The organism is Burkholderia stagnalis, assembly GCF_902830275.1.
GTDB lineage: Bacteria > Pseudomonadota > Gammaproteobacteria > Burkholderiales > Burkholderiaceae > Burkholderia > Burkholderia stagnalis.
The window spans coordinates 25,671-43,538 of record NZ_CADESW010000013.1; the positions used below are offsets into that span (position 1 = coordinate 25,671).

The 17,868-nt window shown below is 68.9% G+C and carries 12 protein-coding genes; 2 read left to right on the plus strand and 10 right to left on the minus strand.

What is annotated here, in order from left to right; translation table 11 throughout:
• Window positions 1-149: 149 nt before the first annotated feature.
• Window positions 150-1,367: an MFS transporter gene (locus tag HWY45_RS21810; protein ID WP_059880657.1), complete on the minus strand. Its 1,218-nt coding sequence runs from the start codon at window positions 1,365-1,367 to the stop codon at window positions 150-152.
• Window positions 1,364-1,678, minus strand: coding sequence for a hypothetical protein (locus HWY45_RS21815; RefSeq protein ID WP_150998637.1), 315 nt, complete (start codon window positions 1,676-1,678; stop codon window positions 1,364-1,366). The genes HWY45_RS21810 and HWY45_RS21815 overlap by 4 nt, the downstream gene beginning before the upstream one ends.
• A gap of 22 nt (window positions 1,679-1,700) precedes the next feature.
• On the opposite strand from HWY45_RS21815, the gene HWY45_RS21820 reads away from it, so the two are divergent.
• Entirely contained in the window at window positions 1,701-1,883 is a 183-nt protein-coding gene (locus HWY45_RS21820) for a hypothetical protein (RefSeq protein WP_059880650.1), read from the plus strand.
• A 63-nt stretch (window positions 1,884-1,946) separates the two neighbouring features.
• Window positions 1,947-3,635 carry an SgrR family transcriptional regulator gene (locus HWY45_RS21825; protein ID WP_059880647.1) on the plus strand — a complete coding sequence of 563 codons (1,689 nt, stop codon included), beginning with the start codon at window positions 1,947-1,949 and terminating at the stop codon, window positions 3,633-3,635.
• Window positions 3,636-3,719: 84 nt separating this feature from the next.
• Here the strand turns inward: HWY45_RS21825 and HWY45_RS21830 are convergent, their stop codons facing one another.
• The 8 genes from HWY45_RS21830 to HWY45_RS21865 all read right to left on the minus strand — a co-directional run bounded on the left by HWY45_RS21830 (window position 3,720) and on the right by HWY45_RS21865 (window position 17,584).
• Complete coding sequence (locus HWY45_RS21830; RefSeq protein ID WP_059880644.1) at window positions 3,720-4,865, minus strand: FAD binding domain-containing protein; 1,146 nt, start codon at window positions 4,863-4,865, stop codon at window positions 3,720-3,722.
• Window positions 4,862-5,788, minus strand: coding sequence for a LysR family transcriptional regulator (locus tag HWY45_RS21835; RefSeq protein ID WP_059880641.1), 927 nt, complete (start codon window positions 5,786-5,788; stop codon window positions 4,862-4,864). The genes HWY45_RS21830 and HWY45_RS21835 overlap by 4 nt, the downstream gene beginning before the upstream one ends.
• A 129-nt stretch (window positions 5,789-5,917) precedes the next feature.
• On the minus strand, window positions 5,918-7,030 hold the full coding sequence (locus tag HWY45_RS21840) for an alkene reductase (RefSeq protein ID WP_059880637.1): 1,113 nt from the start codon (window positions 7,028-7,030) through the stop codon (window positions 5,918-5,920).
• A 238-nt stretch (window positions 7,031-7,268) separates the two neighbouring features.
• Window positions 7,269-8,186 carry a LysR family transcriptional regulator gene (locus tag HWY45_RS21845; protein ID WP_059566831.1) on the minus strand — a complete coding sequence of 306 codons (918 nt, stop codon included), beginning with the start codon at window positions 8,184-8,186 and terminating at the stop codon, window positions 7,269-7,271.
• 75 nt (window positions 8,187-8,261) lie between these two features.
• Window positions 8,262-10,523, minus strand: a complete 2,262-nt coding sequence (locus HWY45_RS21850) for a xanthine dehydrogenase family protein molybdopterin-binding subunit (protein WP_059880634.1) — start codon at window positions 10,521-10,523, stop codon at window positions 8,262-8,264.
• Window positions 10,523-11,023 (minus strand): (2Fe-2S)-binding protein, encoded by a 501-nt coding sequence (locus HWY45_RS21855; RefSeq protein WP_059880631.1) that lies wholly within the window; start codon window positions 11,021-11,023, stop codon window positions 10,523-10,525. The genes HWY45_RS21850 and HWY45_RS21855 overlap by 1 nt, the downstream gene beginning before the upstream one ends.
• A complete protein-coding gene (locus HWY45_RS21860) occupies window positions 11,020-12,300 on the minus strand; it encodes a c-type cytochrome (protein ID WP_059880629.1) in 1,281 nt (426 codons plus the stop codon). Before HWY45_RS21860 ends, HWY45_RS21855 begins: the two co-directional genes overlap by 4 nt.
• A gap of 199 nt (window positions 12,301-12,499) precedes the next feature.
• A complete protein-coding gene (locus HWY45_RS21865) occupies window positions 12,500-17,584 on the minus strand; it encodes a trifunctional serine/threonine-protein kinase/ATP-binding protein/sensor histidine kinase (protein WP_059880626.1) in 5,085 nt (1,694 codons plus the stop codon).
• Between the last annotated feature and the right edge of the window lie 284 nt (window positions 17,585-17,868).

Genomic DNA, 17,868 nt, shown 5'->3' on the forward strand with positions numbered 1-17,868 from the left:
CGCCGAGGCATCGAGCAAGTCGACCAGACCATCGTGCAAATGGGTCAGGCCGCGCAACAGAATGCCGCGCTCGCGAACATGCCGCGGTGGCCGCGCAGTCGCTGGGGGAACAGGCGACGCAATGTTCGAGAATCGTTGACCGCATGCGCTCAAACTCCCCCGTTTGCCGGCCCGACCGGTTTCGCGCCGGCTTGATGGCGAACGCCTGCCACGTAGAACAGGCAGCCCACCATGGAAAAAAACACCATGAAGTAGAACAGGGCGTTCGCGCCGAGCCCGCTGTTCAACAAGAACCCGCAAAGGACTGCATTCAGCCCGCCGCCCAGCATCGCAATGTTCTGGACGCCGAAATAGGCGCCCTTCATGTCGGGGCGCGCGATCGCATCGATGAACAGGAATTCCGCAGGCACGATCAGGATCTCGCCGAGCGTGAAGAGGAGGGTTCCGGCGATCCAGACGGCGGGGAGCACGGAACGATCGTAAACCAGCAGCCCCGCTGCCAGCATGGCGCTGCCGGCCACCACGGCTGCCAGCATGTTGCGGGTGGATATCCGGCGCCCCACCAGGTATTGCAGCAGGATGACGGTTGCGGCGTTGACCGCGGTGATCAGCGACACGAGTTCCATGGCCTGTGCCTCGAACGTCACGCGCCCGAGATACTGGGAAAGGTAGGTGGCGAATCGCGCGTAGACGAGCGAGCTGAAAAATCCGCCCAGGGTGAACAGCTGCAAGCGCGTATCGCTGGCGAGCACGGCCAGGATCTCCCTTGCTCCGAGGCGATCCCGCGCCTGCGGGCCGGCCGTGTTCGCATCGATGCGGTAGCGTTGGAAATGGACGATCAGGATGGCCAGGGCCGCCACGATCAAGCCGGCGGACACCAGCATCGGAAGCCGCGGCGAGACACGGCTGATCGCGATGCCGGCCACCGGCGCGGTGCAGAACGCGACGTTGATGATCGTGTAGTTGGCCGAAAATGCGGCGCTTCGCTGCTGTTCCGGCAGCAGGCCGGTGAGCAGGGATTTGATCGACAGGTGCATGGTCGTGAACGACAGCTCGATGAGCGTCAGGTAGACGAACACGAACCAGAACCCGCTGGTCGTCGGGATCAGCGCATAGATCACGGCGGACGCCACGATCACGATCAGCAGCGCGCGCAGCGGCGTGAAGCGGTCGACCAGGATCCCGCAATAGACGCCGCCCAGCGTCGCGATCATCAGGGGAAAGCCCAGGACATAGCCCACCTGCAAGGGAGAAAACCCCAGGCTCGTCGACAGGTAGATCGGAAAGAAGGTGAAGGTCAGGGCGCGGCCGAAATTCAGCAGGAAGGCCAGCGCGTACAGAGGCCGGAGTATCGGGGCTTTGGTCATTCGGCATTCGCTCCGTTGAATCGAGGTGAGCCTGAAGATTCGATATTGAACCGCACGGTCTCGAACTGCCGATGGCGGCGGATACTCAATCGCAAATGGAGATGACGATAGGCATCCGCTGCTTTGAGTTGATGCGAGGTTTTGCTGAATGCTTCGAAGTATTTGAATTTAATTTCGGCCATAGACATTATGGCTGCCCTTTGTTTTGTCCGGCACAAAAGCTTCAGCTGACGGGGTTCGCCGTGGGGCCGTTCGACCTGGTGGACCAGCCGGTTGTGGGGCGGCGAGTGGTGAAATTCGATTTCGTTCATTAACTATCCAGGATTATTGATAATGACCGGCGCGATGCCGTGCCCAAGTAGCAATATTCACGCGACGGTGGTTGAGTTAATAATTGAAAGAATTGAAATCGCATGCGCGTTGGTCATTGGCAACAAAATCGAAAAAATCACCAAAACGACGCAGGCGCATATCGATGGGATGCCGGATTGGATTCGATTCATTTTATTTGCGTAGACATTCTGCATAAGGTCGGACACAATAAAAACGGCAAATATCGAAATTTTCGTTTCCTCTTTTATGCGACTGATCGACCAGTTTCGGCGGCTTGCCGAGTTTCTCGACGGGCAGGACAGCCAGCCTGGTCTGACGGCGCTGGCGCGGGCCCTGAATTGCACCGAGCGCAATGCGCGGGGCCTGTTGCGCAAGATGGAGGCGCAAGGCTGGCTGCGATGGGAGGCCTCGCGCGGCCGCGGCCACTTTTCCCGGCTCACGATCCTGGTGCCGCCGCAGCACGCGGGGCTCGACCGTCTTGCCGCGCTGCTGGCCGAAGGCGAACTGGAGCAGGCATTTGCCAGCCTGGCGGACCCGCAGCGCCAGCAACTGCTGAAGCTGCTCCCCGATTTTCTCGGGATCCGGGCTGCGGGGTCACACGGCCATCGCCTGCGCATTCCCCTCTATCGTCCAGTGGATCTGCTCGACCCCTATCGCGTGATCAGCCGGCTGGAAGCGCATCTGGTGCGGCAGATCTTCTCGCGCCTGACCGAGTTCGACGGGGCTACGCAGCGCCTGGTGCCGGCGCTGGCCCATCACTGGGAGCCTCAGGACGCGGGCCGGGCCTGGCATTTCTGGCTCAGGCCGAACGTCAGCTTTCACGACGGCAGGACCCTGGAGCCGGAAGACGTACGGCACACCCTGCTGCGCATGCGCGACGAACCGAGCCACTTCCAGCGTCTGTACCGGCACCTGCGCGATGTGGAAATCGGCGAAGGCCGGCGCATCGTCTGCCGCTTGAGCGAGATCGATCATTTGTGGCCGCATCGCCTGGCGGCGGCCAATGCGTCGATCGTGCCGCGCCACCGCAAGCCCGACTTCGCGCGCATGCCGATCGGAACCGGGCCGTTCAAGCTGACGCGCCACAGCGAATACCGCATCACGCTGTCGGCGTTCGGCCATCACTATCGCGAGCGCGCGCTGCTCGACGAAGTGGATCTCTGGTTTCTTCCCGCCTCCGAACCGGTGGACGAATTCGATCTCAGGTTCGGCCACTCGGCTTCCGATGCGCAAGGCAGCAAGGGTATCGTGCGCGTGCAGGCAGGATGTACCTACGTGGTGTGCAACGCCACGCGCGACGTGTTCCGCGAAGTCGGGCAGCGGCTGGCGCTGGCGGACTGGCTCGCGCCGAGCCATCTGTTCGGCCGGGACGACCCGGCGCGGCGGCCGGCGGCCGGCCTGCTGCCGGCCTGGCGGCATCGCGTTGCGAGACCGGGGCCCAGACCTTCCATACCGGCACGGACCGAACTCACCCTGGTGACGGGACAGACCCACGACGAGCTGGTCCTGGCCCGCGCGATAGAAGCCAGGCTGCGCGACGCGGATATCAGGCTGCGCGTGATGGCGCTGCCCTATGCCGACCTGATCCGCCGCGACTGGCTGGATTCGGCCGACCTGCTGCTGGGCAGCGAGATCCTGCACGACGACGAAGATTTCGGATGCTACGAGTGGTTCGGTGCCGACAGCCTGTTCCGGCAGTGGATGCCGGCGCATTCCACCGTCGAGCTGGATCGCCGGCTGGCCGAGGTTCAGGCGAAAACCGACGCGGCTGCGCGAATGGCGGACTACGAGACGATCGGCCGGCAACTGGTCGAGGCGGGCTGGCTGATCCCGATCTCGCACGAGCACCAGCATATCGAGGTGGGATCGCGTGTGGCCGGCGTCGAGGCCGTGCCCTGGGGCTTCGTGCCTTTCGCCGATCTGTGGGTGCGGTGAGGGCGGCGGCACGGATCGGTCGACCGCGGCGCGGTCATAACGATTGCGCGAGCGAACGACGCGCCTACGCCGTCGGCCCTTCCATCACGCAGCCCCCATGATCCGCGTACCGAGCGAGATCCCGAGCCTGGACAGCGACGCATTGCCCGCAAGCTGGCGGGCCTCCCACCGCGCCAGCGCGGCATCGAGCGCCTCGCCACGCGCGACGTCCCGCAACGCCTCGGCAAGATCGACCGCATTTGTCGCGGCCTTCGCGACGCCGGCCGCCGTATGCGGCCGCACGAGGCAGGCCGCGTCGCCGAGCAATACCACGCGCCCGAACACCATCCTGTCGACCGCGAGATCCTGAATGGCCTGAGCGAACGGCGCGCGCGTCGCGTCGACGAGCGAGGCGAGCGTCGGCGCGAGCATCCGGCGGCCCGCGTCGACGAGTTCGCGCCGATGGTCGTCCCGCATCGCGCCGGGCGGCAGCGAGCCGTCGCGCTGCGTGCCGTCCTGTGCGAGGAACAGCGCCGGCAGCCGGTCTGGCGCGAGACGCCGGTACCAGACCCAGTTCACGCGCCGCTCCCCGGGCTCGACCGCGCCGTCACGGCCGGGCACCAGATAAGTCAGGAAGAGATGCGCATCGCCTTGCTGGAACGTGAAGCGGTTGCGCAACGTGCGCAGCGCCGAATCGGAAAGCGCGCGTTCGTCGACGAGCCCGCGCCACGCGACATAGCCCGCATATGCGGGCCGTGCGTCCGGAACGAGTTGCGCGCGGACGTTCGACCGGCCGCCGTCGGCGCCGACCAGCAGGTCGGCCTGCTCGACGCGGCCGCTCGCGAAGCGCGCGATCACGCGGTCGCCGCCTTGCTCGAACCGCTCGAACGATTCGCCTGCGTGAACGATGCCGGCGGGCAGCGCGCGCTTCAGCGCCGTGTAGATCACGTTCCACGCGGTTTGCGTTTGCGGACTGCGGAGGCGTTGCACGATCCCGTCGTGCGCGTCGAGATAGATCCGCTCGACCGAATCGACGCCCGCCTCGCGCGGCACGGGTACGCTGCCGAACGCGAACGCACGGACGATCGGCGGCTGCAGCACGATGCCGCCGCCACGGCTGTCGAGCTCGCGCGGCGATTGCTCGAATACCTTGACGCGCCATCCGGCCGCACGCAATGCGGTCGCCGTGAAAAGCCCGCCCACCGATCCGCCGATCACGACAGCCAGCGGCCCCGATACGTCGTTCGTCATGCTCCGTTCTCCTCATGGAATTCTGGCGCGCGCGCGAGCGATTCGACGAAATCGATGAACGCGGCGACGCGTTTAGAGCCCCGCTGATTCGGCAGGTAGAGCGCGGTGATGACCGAGCGGGCCGCATCGGGCGTGACGTCGTATTGTTCGAAGAACCGGCGCAGCCGGCCCGACCGGACGTCCGCGCCGACCAGCCAGTCGGGCAGCAGCGCGATGCCGCCGCCGTCGAGCGCGGCATCCCGCAGCACTTCGCTGTGGTTCGACTTGAGGCGCCCGGCAACGATGACTTTCGTGGTGCCGTGGGCATCGGCGAAGGTCCAGGCCTGTTGATCGCCGCCGAAGTGAAAGCGCAGGCAGGCGTGATCGACCAGCTCGCCGGGCATCGCCGGCGTGCCGTGCGCGTCCAGGTACGCTTGGCTCGCGACGACATAGCGCCGGAACGTGCCGAGCGGCCGCGCGACGACATCCGCCGAGGGCTCGGCCGCGCCGAGCCGGATCGCGACGTCGATCCGGCCGACGACGAGATCGACCCGTTCGTCGGTGAGCTGCAGGTCGATGTCGAGCTTCGGGTAGCGCGCGAGGAAGGCGGCGACGTGCGGCGCAATGCAGCGCGCGCCGTAGACGACGGGAACGGACACGCGCAACGGCCCGGACGGTTCGCTGCCGCGATCGGAGACGAGCGCGTCGGCTTCGGCGAGCGCCTCGAGCAGCCGCTTCGCGTGTGCGTAGTAGACGGCGCCCGCGTCCGACAGGGTCACCTGCCGCGTCGTGCGATTCAGCAGCACGGCGCCGAGCGACGCCTCGAGCGCATCCACGGCACGCACCACGGACGAAGCGGCGAGATCGAGACGTCGTCCCGCGCGCGAGAAGCCGCCGGCTTCCGCCACTTCCACGAACGCGCGCAGTGAGGAGAATTTGTCCATGTCGTTGCCTCGGTGTCGTCCGCAAACTTGCGTTGCATGCCGTTCGCGATCCTGTCGCCGGCGCGCACGCGCTATCTTCCGATGCCGAAATGACCCGGCGCTTGCGAGGCGTACACGCGCACCCGTTGCTCAGGCCGCCGCACCGGCTTCGCCGTGACGCGCATAGTCGACGTATCCCGCGCGGTCCCCGCCATACCAGCCCACTGCCTTGGGCGCGGCGAGCGGCGCGTTCGCCGCGATGCGCTCGACCAGGTCGGGGTTCGCGATGTAGGCGCGCGCGAACGCGACGAGATCGGCGTCGCCGGCTGCGATCAGCGCGTTCGCGGCTTCCGGCGAGATGCCGCCGTTGACGATCAGCGTGCCGCCGAAGGTCTTGCGCGCGTGCTCGACGATGCGCGGCAGATCGGGTTCGCCGCTCCAGCCATTGGTGTCGGCCGCGTGCAGATAGGCGATGCCGGCTTCGTCGAGCATGCGGCCGACGTACGCGTAGGTCGCGTCAGGGTCCGCGTCGCGCACGTTGTTGTATGTCGCGTACGGCGAGATGCGCACGCCGACGCGGCTCAGCGGCATCACGCCGCCCACCGCGTCGACGATGTCCTCGAGAAAACGCGCACGGTTCGCGACCGAGCCGCCGTAACGGTCGTCGCGGCGGTTCAGCGTCGACGACAGGAACTGGTGCGGCAGGTAGCCGTTGGCCGCGTGGATTTCGACGCCGTCGAAGCCGGCCGCCATCGCGCGCGCCGCCGCGCGCCGGAATTCGGCCACCGCTTCGACCACTTCGCCGGTCGTCATCGCGCGCGACGGCGTCGCGTGAATCTTCGTGTAGTAGCCGTTGCTCAGCTGGGCCCATACCTGAAGCTGTTCGAGATCGTCGTTCACGCCGGACGGCGACAGAGGCGCCGCGCCGCCGAGCAGCGCCATCGAGCCGACGCGCCCGCCGTGCCACAGCTGGGCGAAGATGCGGCCGCCCTTTGCATGGACGGCGTCCGTGATCGTTTTCCAGCCGGCCGCCTGTTCGTCGGTGACGAGCCCCGGCGTCAGCTCGAACGGTGCGGAGGCCGGGCTGACGTGGGTCGCTTCGGTCACGATCAGCCCGGCGGATGCGCGCTGGGCGTAGTACTCGGCCATCAGTTCGGTCGGCTGGCCGCGCGATGGCGCGCGCGAACGCGTCATCGGGCCCATCACGACGCGGTTGGGCAGCGCGAGGCCGCGCAGATCGTAATTGCCGAGCAGGGAAGACATGATGGTTTCCTCTCACGTAAGGCAGGGCCGTGCCGGGGAAGCGGCCGATCCCGCGGGAAGTCGGGGGAGCGTGCCGGCAGCGTTGCTGCGCGCGAACGGCCCTGGCCGCCGCGGCGAAACAGGCCACCGCACTGCCGTCAGGTTAGAGGTCGATCGATCGCGGAGGAATACGTCCGGTGCGCAATCGAGCTTTGCGCACCGTGCAAAGGCCGCCGCACCGCGCATGCGCCGGCCGCGTTCAGCCCCGCTTGCCCTGCAGCGTCGGAATCTGCTCGAACAGGCCGGCGAGCCAGTCGACGAACAGCTTGAGCTTGGCCGGCACGTGGCGGTTCGGCGGATACAGCACCGAAATCGGCCGCGGCGGCATATTGAAGTCGGTCAGCACCTCGCGCAAGGCGCCCGACTTCAGGTAGGGCTCGACGAGAAACAGCGAGGTCTTGATCAAGCCGATTCCCGCGACGCCGCACGCGATATAGGTATCCGCGTCGTTGACGGCCACCGTGCCGCACATCTGCATCACGCGCGGTTCGCCGTCGACCACGTATTCCCAGGCCCGCGGCCGCCCCGTGTCGGCGGAGACGTGGCTGACCGCGACGTGCTGCGCGAGATCGTCGACCGTGGCCGGCTCGCCGCACCGTTCGAGATAGGCGGGGGATGCGCAGGTGCAGGTCGTCAGGCTGCCGATCCGCTTCGCGATCAGGCCGGAATCGTCGAGCGCGCCGATGCGCACGACGCAATCGACGCCCTCGCCGACGAGGTCGATCTGGCGATCGGTCACGCCCAGCTCGATCATGATGCCCGGATGCGCGGCCAGGAACGCGGGCAGCGCCGGCACCATGATCTGCTTCGCCATGGCCGGCGGCAGGTTCACCTTCAGGCGGCCGCGCGGCGCGTCGCGCGCGTGGGATACCGACGCTTCCATGTCGTCGATCTCGCGCAGCACCGCGACGCAGCGTTCGTAGTAGGCCTGACCGTCCTCGGTCAGTGCGATGCGGCGTGTCGTGCGGTTCAGCAGCCGGCAGCCGAGGTGCTGTTCGAGCGCGCTCAGCAGCGCGGACACGCGCGGCGTGGTGAGCCCCGTGGTATCCGACGCGCGCGTGAAGCTGCCCGTCTCGACGATGCGCGTAAACACGCGCATCGAAAGCAGTGTATCCATCGTTCGATCCTCTCCAACCCGTGAATCGTCGGCGCCGGTGCGTGCCGGCGCGCTGTCGTGTGCATGTGTGCGCCGCTATGCGTCGATGCGCTTCCTGAGCCCGTCGCCGGCGAACGGCATTTCGCGCATGCGCTGGCCGGTCGCATCGAAGATCGCATTGGCGAGCGCGCCCGCGGTCGGCCCCATCGACGCCTCCGCCGCGCCGAGGAACGGCGCGCCGCGACGATTGATCAGATGAACCTTGATGCTCTGCGGCGCGGCCGAGAAGCGCAGGATCGGATAGCTGCTCCAGTCGAAGCTGCGAATGCGCTGCGTATCGTATTGCAGCGCCTCGTACAGCGTCCAGCTCGCGGCCTGCACGATGCCGCCTTCGATCTGGTTGCGAATGCCGTCCGGCGACACGATCTGGCCGGCGTCGACCGCCGCCTCCGCGTGTTCGAGCGTCACGTGGCCGGTTTCCGGCACGACCGAGATCTCGACCGCGAGCGCGACGTAGGCCATCAGGTTCTTGTACTTGCCGAACGCGAAGCCGACTCCGCGGTTGCGCGCGCGCGGCGGCCGCGGCCAGCCGAAGCGCGTCGCGGCGAGCTGGATCACGTGGCGCGCGCGGTGATCCTGCATGTGCCGCAGCCGGAACTCGACCGGATCGACGCCGGCCGCGTGCGCGAGCTCGTCCATGAAGCTCTCGATCGCCCAGACGTTCGTGTGCGCGCCGAGCGAGCGCATTGCCGAGGTCTGCAGCGGCATCGTCGGCGAGAAGTGATTGACGACGTGCAGGTTCGGCAGTGCATACAGCGGGATCGCGTTGCGGTCGCCGCCGCCCTCGGGCTGCAGCATCGGCGTCGACGGCGCGGGCGCGAACGGCGGCTCCAGCATGCGCGCGGGCAGCAGCCGGCCCGCGTTGACGATGCGCTCGTTGTGCGAACTGCTCCACAGCGCGTAGTTCCAGTCGACGATATGGCCGCCCGCATCGAGCGACGCGCTGAGTTCGGTGACCATCGCCGGCGTGAAGTGATCCCACGTATGTTCCTGCTCGCGCATCCACTGCACGCGGATCGGCTTGCCGGGCAGCGCGGCCGCGATCAGCGCGGCATGCGCGGCCGCGTCGTCCGCGCCGTTGTGCCCGTAGCAGCCCGACCCTTCGGTGTGGATGCAGCGCACGCTTTCCTTCGGCATCGACAGCATCTCGGCGAGCGCGTCGCGCAGCGGGTAGACGCCCTGCGAGTGGGTCCACACGGTCAGCATGCCGTTCTCGAGCCGGGCGACCGCGCACGACGGCCCGATCGAGCCGTGCAGCAGGTAGTTCTTCCGGAACGTCGCGGCGAGCGTTTTGGTGGCCGGCGCGGTTGGCGCATGTGCGTTGGCGATCTCGATGCGCTGCGTCGCGATCCGCTTCAGGTCGTCGTGCACCGTCTTGCGATCGGGCAGCGGCCGGCCCGGCGACCAGCGGCAGCCGGCGGCCAGCGCGCGCTGCGCGACGACGGCCTGCCATTCGCCGCGCGCGACGACGGCGAGCATGCTGCCGTTGCGCACGATCCGCACGACGCCGGGCAGCTTCAGGATCGCGGCTTCGTCGAACGCGAGCAGCTTCGCGTCGTATACGGGCGGCATCACGACGCGCGCATGCAGCATGTCCGGCAGCGTCATGTCCTGCACGTAGCTGACGCCGCCCGTGACCTTGTTCGGAATGTCGACGCGCGGCAGCGACGTGCCGATCACCATGAACGTGGCCGGATCCTTCAGCGGCGACGTCGGCGTCGCGCTGCGATGCAGGTCGACGCTGCGCACCGCGTCGCCGTAGCGCAGCGTGCGGCCGTCGGGCGCCTTGATCACGGCGTCGGCGGTCGTCAGCAGGCGCGCGTCGACGCCGAACTGCTTCGCCGCCGCGTCGACCAGCAGCCCGCGCACCTGCGCGGCGGCATGCAGCAGCGCGGAGCCGCTGTCCGCCATCGTGTGGCTGCCGGCGGTCAAGCCCTCGTCGGGCGATGCGCCGGTATCGGCGGTCAGGAAGGTGATCAGCGAGGGCTTCATCCCGAGCTCCTCGGCGGCCACCTGCAGCAGCGCGGTGCGCACGCCGGTGCCGAGCTCGACCTTGCCCGTGAACACGGTGACCTTGCCGTCGGGCGCGATCCTGATCCACGCGTCGAGCAGCGGGTTGGTCTTCAGGCTGCCGGGGAGCGCGGCCGTGGCTTTCGATACGTGCACGGCGGCGCCTTCGTCCGCGATCACCATCTGCGCGGCGGCGCGGGCGGCCGGCGCGAGGCTGAACGCGACGAACAGCGCGCCGGAAACCATGAAGTGCCGGCGGCCTTCGTCGATGTCGTCGTGGTCGTTCATCACAGTGACCTGGTGATCATGACAGGGGCGGACGCGGCGTCCGGCTCGGGCAGGCCCGCGGCCTGGCGCACGGCCGCCAGGATCCGCATGTGGGTGCCGCAGCGGCACAGATTGGGCTCCATGTGCGTGCGCAGCTCGCGTTCGGTCGGCTTCGGGTTGCGTTCGAGCAGCGCCTGGGCGCGCATGATCATCCCCGCGATGCAGTAGCCGCACTGCGCGGCCTGGTGATCGACGAACGCGCGCTGCAGCGGGCCCGGATGCTCGGCGCTGCCGAGGCTCTCGATCGTCCTGACGCGGCGCGCGCCGACGGCTGCGACCGGCAGCAGGCACGAGAACATCGGCTTGTCGTCGACGATCACGGTGCAGGCGCCGCATTGCCCGAGCCCGCAGCCGAACTTCGCGCCGTGCAGGTGCAGTTCGTTGCGCAATGCATAAAGCAGCGGCGTGGACGGGTCGATGTCGAGCGTGTGCTGCACGCCGTTCACGTTGAGGGTGATCATCGCGCGCTGTTCTCCTTTCTGAGCTTCGCGGCCATCGCTTCGACGCCGGTCCACGCGGGGCGATCGGAGTAGGCCGCGCGAATGTACGCGGCGAGGTCCGCGATCTGCGCGTCGTCGTACTGGTCGAGATACGGCGGCATGTAGTTGAGGGTATCCTCGCCATGCCAGCCGATTCCGTTGAACATCATCTGGATCGCGTTGCGCGGCGTGTCGGCGTTGACGGCCGTGCTGAACGCGAGCGTCGGCCGTTCGCCGATCGACTGCATCGGCGACGCAGGCCCGTGGCACTGCGCGCACGACGCCTGGAACAGCATCGCGCCGCGATGTTCGTCGGGCGTCGCCGCATGGCGCGCGGCGGCGGGCGGCGCGGGCCGTGCGCCGGCCGGCCTCTGGATCGACAGGAGGTAGGCGGCGATCGCCTCGACGTCCTCCACCGGCACCGTCGCGAGATCGCGCGTGACGGGCAGCATCGGCCCGGCGGCCGCGCCGTGCTCGCTCGCGCGGCCGGTGCGCAGGTACGTGACGAGCTGCGCCTGCGTCCACGGGCGCACGGCCTGGCCGAGCGTATTGAGCGGCGGCGCTTCCCAGCCGTCGACGAGGCCGCCGTCGAAGGCCTTGCCGGCCTGTTCGCCGCCGATCGCGTTCAGCGGCGAATGGCAGGAGGCGCAGTGGCCGAGGCCGTCGACGAGCGCCTTGCCGCGATTCCATTGCGCGGATTGCGCCGGATCGGGCTGGTACGCGCCCTTGCGCAGGAACAGGAGGTTCCAGAACGCCAGCGGCGGCCGGAAGTTGAGCGGGAAGATCAGGTCGTTCGCCGGCGCGGCCGCGCGCACGGGCTCGCGGGTCATCAGGTACGCGTAGGCGGCCGTGATGTCGTCGTCGGTCATCCGCGTGAAATGGATGTACGGAAACGCCGGGTAGAGCAGGTGGCCGTCGCGGGCGATGCCGCTGCGCAGCGCGCGCGCGAACGCGTCGCGCGACCAGCGGCCGATGCCGGTGTCGGCATCCGGCGTGATGTTGGTCGCATAGATCGTGCCGAACGGCGTCGCGAGCGGCAGCCCGCCGGCGAACGGCTGGCCGTCCTTCGCGGTGTGGCAGACGATGCAGTCGCCGAGCGCGACGACGCGTGCGCCGGCGCGCACGCGCTGCGGATCGAACGACGCGCGCGCGGGCGGATCGATCGGTGCGATCGACGGCTGAACCATGATGCCGATCGCGATCGCGAGGCCGGCGATCGCGACGCCGGCCGCGCCGAGCCAGAGTCGTTTCGGCTTCATGCGGGTTCTGCGCGGCGGCAGGGATGCGCGACGGGGGGCATGCTGTCACTCCAGGAAGAGAGGCCGTGTACGGGCGATGGCCGCGTGCGGCGATGGGTGAGGGCAGTCTACGCGGGCGTCGACGCCAAATCCTGAAGCGAGGCTGAAACGTTCTGAATGCGGCCGTATTTCGCACGCGGGTCGCGCACCGCCCGTTGCGTCAGCGCTGCGCCGAAACCGGCAGCCGGAACGTCAACACCGTGCCGCCCCCGTCCCGCGGCGCGGCCTCGAGCGTCCCGCCGTGCGCTTCCATGATCGAGCGGCAGATGGCGAGGCCCATGCCCATGCCGTTCGACTTCGTCGTGAAGAACGGATCGAAGATCCGGTTCGCGATCCCGGCGTCGATGCCGGCGCCGCGGTCCGCGATGGCGACGACCACGTGGCCGTCGTCATGGCGCGACGCGACCTCGAGTTCGCGCGGCGCCGCCAGCCCGTCCATCGCGTCGAGGGCGTTGGTGACCAGGTTCAGGATCACCTGCTGGATCTGGGTTCGATCCGCCATCACGCAGATGCCGTTGCAGCGCAGATCGATGCGCAGCGCGACCTGCTTGGCGTCGATTTCGGGCGCGGTGAGATGCAGCATGTCGCGAATCAGCTCGTCGATCGCGAGCGGCGCCATCGCGGGCGGCGCCTGCCGGGCCAGCGAGCGCAAGGCCCGCACGATGTCGGCCGCGCGGTTGCCGGACGCGCGAATGTCCTCGAGGCTCGCGAGCGCTTCGCCGATATCGGGTTGTGGGCCGCGCAGCCAGCGCATGCACGCGCCGACGCTCGACACGACGCTCGTCAGCGGCTGGTTGATCTCGTGCGCGATCGACGCGGCCAGCTCCCCCATCACCGTCATGTGCGCGGCGCGCGCGAGCTCGGTGCGCGCACGCCTCAGCGCGGCCTCGGTCTCGAGCCGGCGCTTGTTCTCCTCGATCAGTTCCGCGTAGAGACAGGCGGATTCGAGCGCATTGGCCGCCTGCGGCGCAAGCACTTCGAGCATCGCGATGCGCCGCGGCGAAAACACGCCGTTGGTCAACGCGTTCTCGAGATACAGCACGCCGACCAGCGCCCCCTGCTTCAGGAGCGGCAGGCAGAACAGCGAGCGCGTCGAATGCGCGCGCAGGCTGTCGACGTGGTCGGGAACGCCTTCGCGCTGCGCGTTGGCGAGCACGATCGGCTTGCGGGTCCGCGCCACCGTGTTCAGGATCGACAGCGGGATGTCCTGCTCGGTGGGCTCGCTGCGGGCGATATCGACGATCACGTCGCTGCCGACGATCCGCGCGGCCGCCTCGATCGTCAGCCGCTCGTGCCGCGCGAGCAGCAGCAGGCCGTAGCGCGCGCCGGCGTACACGATCATGTTGCGCATCAGCGTCTGGATCAGCCGCTCCAGCACGATTTCCTCGGACAGCGAGTGCGCCGCGCGCATCGCGAGCGCGAAGTCGAGATCCTCGCGCGCGGGCGAGGCGGCGCCGCCCGGCGGCGGCTCCATGATCAGGAACGGATGCTGCGATTCCATCGCCTGCGTCTTGCCCGTTGCGCCCCAGCGCCGGTAGCACGCATACGCGAGCCGAAGCTGATGGCGCGCGGGGCCGGCCAACCCGAGCGAGGCGGCGTGCCGTCCCGCCAGTTCGTGCGCGAGCGCCTGTTCGTGCACGAAGCCCCGCTCCGCCGCGAGTGCGGCCGACGTCTCGTACTGCTGCATCGCGACGACGTGCTCGCCGCGCACGCGTGCGAACTCGGCGTCGATCAGCGCGAGCTTGTTGCGGAACGTGGGCGGATTGCGCGCGCTCCATGACGCGAAGCGGGCACGCTGCGCGGCGTATCGCTCGAGCAGCCGATCGGGCGGCGTGGCGCCGCGATCGCTCGCGATGCCCGCCAGCACGCTGAAGAGATGGAAGTCGGACAGCATGATGTGCGCGGGCGTCGACCAGGCGAACGAAGCCGCCGCATCGAGCGACGCACGCGCCGCGTCCGCCTCGCCGAAGATGAATGCGGCCTGGCCCGCGAGCACGTCGGTCCAGAACTGCAGGACCGACATCGGCGTTTTCGCCGACGCGCGGGCGCGCCAGGTGCCGATCGGCCGCCCGTGGCCGAGCTGCAGCGCGTCGACGAATTCCGACTGCGTGGAAACGAGGTCGACGATGTCGTCGTAGCGCGCGCTGCGCGCGATCTCCAGCAGCGGATCGATCTCGTCGCGGATGGCCGGCAGCGCTTCGCCCATCGCGAGCAGGTCGCTGACGATATGGTTGCAGCTGTAGCACATCCAGCGCAGTTCGGCGCTCGCGTTGCCCGCGGCCTTCGCGTCGCGGGCGCGCTCGAGCGCGTACGACAGCGGCTGGGTCCAGACGCTCACCTGGTCGAGCGCGATCAGCGTGGCCGAGCGGTAGCGCTCGAAGCCGTGACGATCGACGAGCGCGAGCGCGACCTTCGCGAATTCCAGGCCGTCTTCATACGCGTCGTGATGCTCGGCGATGCTGACGCCGTACCACGCGAGTCCTTGCACCGACGCGGCCGTGACGCCGTATTGCAGGGTCAGCCGCACCATCGTCGCGAAGTGCAGCAGCATCAGCCCGTTGCTCGGATAGAACATCGCGGCCTCGAGCGCGGTCAGCAGCGCCATCGTTGCCTCGATGCGCGCGTCGGTCATCACGGGCAAATCGACGAGCTCGCGGATGTCGCGGCCGGCGAGCGCGTCGCGCACGGCATCGCAGGCCGCCGCGAGATCGGCCTCGGCGGGGGCGGCCGGCAACGCCACGCCGAGCAGCGCCAGGCCGGCCAGCGCGACGTCGACTGCCTGCCGGTAGCGCGATTCGACGGTGAGTTGCGCGGCCTTCAGGCGATGCGCCTCGGCGCGATCGGCCGGCGTGCGCGTGCGCGCCATGAGTTCGTCGATCACGTCGGCCGCTTGCGCGGTTTCGCCGACCGCGAGGAGAATGCCGCCGCGCAGCAGGCCGATCCGGCTCGCGAGGCCAGGGTGCAGGCGCCATGCGTCGGGGCCGAGCAACGCTTGCGCGGACGCGAGAAACGACAGCGCGCGCTCGCGTGCCGCGGCCGCGACGGCCGCCTCGGCGGCCGTGACGAGGGCGTTCGCGAACGCGAGTGCGAGCGCGGCGTCCAGCGGTGCGGTTGTCGCCTGCTCGATCTGCGCCGCGAGTTCGAGCAGGGATTCCGTCGACCGCGCGCCGGAACGGGCGAGCATCGCGGCGGCGATGCGGGCGTGGTGCCGCGCGCGCTCCGCAGGCCCGCCGAGCGCGTGCACAGCCTCGAGGATGCGGTCGTGAGCGAAGCGCCAGCGTTGGCCGAGCATCGACACGAGGCCCGCCTGGCGCGCGGGGTCGAGCCAGCCGCGAAGTTCGGCCGGCGTCTGGCCGGACGCCGCGCACAACAGCGCTTCGTCGGCATCGGTGCCGATACAGGCGAGCAGGGCCAGCAGCGTTCTCGATTCGTGCGGCAAGCGCCGCATCCGTTTCGTCAGCAGGCTGACGACATTCTCGGTCGAATGGTGCGCGTCGACGTCGGCCGCATCCCACTGCCAGGCCCGCTGCACGGCGTCGTACCGGAGAAGCTGCTCGTCGATCAGCGTGCGCAGCAACTGCTGGACATAGAACGGATTGCCGCCGGTCTTGCGGTGAACGATGTCGCCGAGCGCGGACAGCCGCTCCGGCGAATCGCCGAGCATGCCCGCCACCATGCGCGCGACGTCGCGCGGCGCGAGCGGCGCGAGCGTCAGGGTCGAGACGCGGGGTGTATCGAGCCGGCGCAGGAACCGGCGGAATGCGGGCGTGTGGTCGTGGTGCTGCGCGCTCCGATACCCCGCGACGATGCAGAAATTGGCTGGCGGATCGCGCGCGATCGACGCGAGAAACGCGAGCGTCGCGTCGTCGGCCCACTGGATGTCGTCCAGCATCACGACGAGCGGTTCGGCCGGCGCCGCGAACGCGCGGAACGCATTCACGACGATCTGGCACAGGCGAAATTCCGGCAGCGCATCGGTGTGGCCGAACGCGACCGGTTCGACATCGAGCAGCCACGCGATCTCGGGAAAGATGCCGGACAGCAGATGCGCCTGGCGGCCGACGCAGTCGCGCACGCGTGCGGCGATCGCGGCGATCTCGTCGTCGCGCTTGGCCAGCGCGCTGCCGAACAGCGAGCGCAGCGCCTGCAGCACGGGCGCATAGGGGCGCACGGGCTGGAACTGGTCGACTTTCCCCGCCGCGCGCCAGGATGCCGGCGCGGCCTCGCGCGCATGGCGCGCGAAGGCCTCGGCCAGCGCGGTCTTGCCGACGCCGGCCGGGCCGTCGATCAGCACGATCGCCGTGTCGCCCGTGCGGGAGACGGCCGACAGCACGTCGGCGAGCCGCCGCGATTCGGCTTCGCGGCCGACCAGCATGTCGGGGCTGCGCAAACGCGCAAGCGGATCGTGGCCGCCCAGCGCGAACGGCTCGATGCGGCCCGACGCGAGCCAGTCGCGCCGGAGCCGCTCGAGGTCGTGCTGCACGGCTTCGCAGGACGGGTAACGGTCGGCCGGCTCCTTGGCGATCAGTTTCAGGATCAGGTCGCCCAGGATCGGGGGCGTGTCTTCGCGAAACGCCGCAGGCGGCGACGGCTGCATCGCGACGTGTGCGTGAACCCATTCGGACGTCGACGCGGCCTGGTAAGGCATCGCGCCCGTCAGCAGGCGAAACAGCGTGATGCCGAACGCGTACAGGTCGGAGCGCTCGTCGACGCCGGCGTTTTCGGGGACTTCGGGCGCCGCGTATGCGGCGAAATCCGTGCGCATCGCGTCCGATGGCGGCTTGTCGGTCTGCCGGTTCCATGCATGCGCGAACGACCGGAGCATGACCGTGCCGTGCGCGGCGACGACGAAGCTCGCCGGTTGCAGATCGCCGTGCAGCCAGCCGCGCCGATGCAGTTCGCCGAGCGTGCGCACCGCGCCGAGCGCGGCATCGAAAAACGCGCCGAGCGGCAGCCGTCCGTCCGCCAGCGTGTCGAACGCAGGCCCGTCCGCACGCGGATAGACGAGCACCGGGCCGTCGCAGGCGCGGATCAGCGCAACCGGCATGAGCGCCCATTCCGGTTCCAGCGCGTCGTTCAGTGCGTATTCGCGCTCGAATTGCCGGCAGCGCAGATCGCATTCCCACCAGGTCTGGCGCGCGCACCAGACGACACCCGTGTCGCGGTCCGTCAGGTCGAACGTCAGCACGTCGCCGGCGCGCGCCGCATTCGACAAGGTGGCGCGCGCGAGCCAGTCGGCGTCCATTCGGCTGGCGTCTTCCGGGGCACGCAAGGATGTGTTCACGGTCGGATAGCAGGCAGGGTCGGGCAGGATGGAGCCGGCTCGTGACGGGGCTTCGGCTTCGCGGCACGTGCATTGTGCGTCAGCCTGCCGGAAATTGCAGTAGTCCTTGATTCGGCCCCGTTCCCGGCGCGGCGCCGGCCGGCGCGGGATTAAACCTATGGATAATGGCCGCGTCGCGGATCGCGCCGTAGGATACCGTCAAGCCTGCCGGCGCGCGTCGATGCGATGCGGCCGGTTCGGCAGAA